Source organism: Flavobacterium sp., assembly GCF_044368625.1.
Classification (GTDB): domain Bacteria; phylum Bacteroidota; class Bacteroidia; order Flavobacteriales; family Flavobacteriaceae; genus Flavobacterium.
Window position 1 is genome coordinate 1 of record NZ_JBIPPD010000319.1, and the last position, 2,682, is coordinate 2,682.

The 2,682-nt window shown below is 33.4% G+C and carries 2 protein-coding genes; both read left to right on the forward strand.

The window, feature by feature from the left end; genetic code table 11:
- Positions 1-478: 478 nt before the first annotated feature.
- The gene (locus ACIQ2X_RS15565) at positions 479-1,477 is read left to right on the forward strand and encodes a metal-dependent hydrolase (RefSeq protein WP_396179887.1); all 999 of its coding nucleotides are present in this window, start codon (positions 479-481) and stop codon (positions 1,475-1,477) included.
- A 205-nt stretch (positions 1,478-1,682) separates the two neighbouring features.
- On the forward strand, positions 1,683-2,477 hold the full coding sequence (locus ACIQ2X_RS15570; RefSeq protein ID WP_396179888.1) for a tryptophan-rich sensory protein: 795 nt from the start codon (positions 1,683-1,685) through the stop codon (positions 2,475-2,477).
- The last annotated feature ends 205 nt before the right edge of the window (positions 2,478-2,682 follow it).

Consider the following 2,682-nt stretch of genomic DNA (forward strand, 5'->3'; position numbering starts at 1 on the left):
AGGCAAAAAATCACTTTTCAATAACAACTACTTTTTTACAATTCTCAGCATTTTTTATGCAATTTTTAAAACCTGTTTCAGAACTACAAATCTTATTCAATTAAATTTAATATAATACAAACAGCATTACATTTGGAGACAAATTTATTTACGAAGGTAGACAATTTTTTGTAAGTCTTGACTTAATTAAAATGTTAGATTTAAAAAGAATTTAGTTATAAAATAGCCATTAACGACACGTTTGCGCAAGCAATTGAAAATGCTTCGCCAGTTCCGCAAGCTCGAGTCACCGAACACCGATGAAAACCATAAAATTGTGAGATAATCACCAATAAATAAAAGCGATACTATACATGACCTCTAAAAAATTACTTTCACACATCTGAAATAAAAAGTTACCAACTGAGCTTAATTCCATATTTTAGTACAACGTTTTTTAATACGTTTGCAAAAACTACTTCAAACTAAACTCAAAAATATGGACTCTTTCTCGCAAGTCTTACTCGGAATAGCTACTGTAGAAGTTATTGCGGGACGTCAACTCAAAAATAAAACATTTATATATGGTGCTATTTTAGGTACAATACCCGATTTAGATGTTGCAGTAGGTATGTTTATGGAGCCCGTTGCCGGAATAGCCATTCATCGTGGATTGAGTCACTCCGTTCTTTTTTTTCTTTTTCTCTCACCCCTTCTTGGCTGGGGAATTTTTAAATTAGAAAAACTAAAAATTTCCCTGAAACGAGCAATCCTACTTGTTTTTTTGGGACTTTTTACACACGTTTTGCTTGATGCATTTACTTCATGGGGCACTCAAATTCTTTGGCCTTTACCACAGCGATTTGCTTTAAAAACCATTTTCGTAATCGATCCTTTGTACACAATTCCTTTACTAGTTGCTCTTATTTATGTTTTTCGAAATAAGGAATATTTCTTACGGAGAAAATATGTTTGGCGAGGCCTGGCGATTAGTTCTTGTTACCTACTTCTTTCCTGTGGACTGAAATTATTTGCGCTGCAAAAATTTGAAAACGCCTTACAAAAGCAAAATATTAAATACACCGCCATCATTGTAAAACCCACGGCATTCAATACGATTTTATGGAATGCCAATGTGGCTACTACAGATGGGTATTTGCTCGCCGAATATTCGCTTTTCGATACAAAAAGTATTGAATTTTCAAAATACAAAACTGATATTGAGTTGGAACAAAAAATCTGCCAGTCAAAGTACTTCAAAAAATTAGTCGAAATATCAGAAGGTTGGTACATTATAAATCAGGAAGATGGCCAAATTTTCTTTAATGACTTGCGTTTTGGATTGTTGCACAATCGAGAAAATAATCCTCAATTTGCATTTAGTTATGTTTTTATTCCGCTTGAAAACGGCACTTTTAAAGTTTCAGAAGTTCCTAAAGAGAAGCGTGATGGAAAACTTTTAATTCAAAAATTATGGAAAAGACTGCAAGGTAATTAGTCGAAATATTTAAAATATTCGAAAACGATTTTACACTTGGATCATTTCAGCCGTAAGTTGGAGTTGATTATTGCACCCTAATTTGTTTCCAGTCGCGCTTGTTGCATCTCAATAATTGATTGTTTGCTTATTTGTACACAATTCGTTCGGAGTTTGCAGTTTAGTTCTCGAAATAAATGTAATTTTAGACTAAAATTCTCACAATATGAAACGCACTTTACAAATTGCCAACGGAATTGCTTTAGTCTCAACTATTTTTATTAATTATTTATCCAATACCGGACTAATAAATAATGCAACGATTGGGGAAGTTTCTAAAGGATTGCAAAATCTTTTTACGCCAGCATCATACGCTTTTGCCATTTGGGGATTCATTTACTTACTTCTTATCGGTTTTATTTTTTATCAAGGAAGAGGTTTATTTTCAAGTGCCAAACCCAATGCAGACGATGTAGTACTGCGAATTGGATGGTGGTTTGTAATTTCTTGCATAGCCAATAGTGCTTGGGTATTTTTATGGCTGTACGGCCTAACGGGGATCTCCTGCATTTTTATACTTTTATTACTGTTTTCATTGCTTCAAATTATTTTTAGATGCCGTCTCGAACTGGATTTAGAACCGTTTTCTAAAATGCTTTTTGTGGCTTGGCCCTTTGTTTTTTATGCAGGATGGGTTACCGTGGCGAGTATTGCCAACATTTCTGCCTATTTGTTTAAAATCAGCTGGGACGGTTTTGGACTACCACCTGATTCTTGGGCAATTATTATGATTATTGTGGCCGTTTTTGTAAATATTTGGGCCATTTACAGTCGTAATTTGCGCGAATTTGCACTAGTTGGAGCTTGGGCTTTGGTCGCTATCGGAATTCGAAACCAAAACACTTTTGAAAATGTAACCACTATTGCCTATTTTGGAGCAGGATTTTTGTTGTTAAATTGTGCTTTTCACGCATTTACAAAATTTCGAAAAAACGGATTTGGCGCTTTTTTTTCTATTTAATAGTTTCTTGAGAAAATGACAATACTAAATTGAAATCACACAGTTCATTAAATTAAGAAAACAGCCGTCAATTGTAACTTAATTCATAGAAATGTATACTTTTGAAAAATTATAAACTTCGCAATTAATTGTTAAAGAAAAAAGAAGGTATAAAATGTTTCTTTCATTGGTAAAATCTGTTCTAGTCACATCCCATTTAAAGTTA

Bases quoted from the DNA above. Each gene is read 5' to 3' on its own strand.
- ACIQ2X_RS15565 (WP_396179887.1), top strand. From the start codon at position 479: ATGGACTCTTTCTCGCAAGTCTTACTCGGAATAGCTACTGTAGAAGTT.
- ACIQ2X_RS15570 (WP_396179888.1), top strand. From the start codon at position 1,683: ATGAAACGCACTTTACAAATTGCCAACGGAATTGCTTTAGTCTCAACT.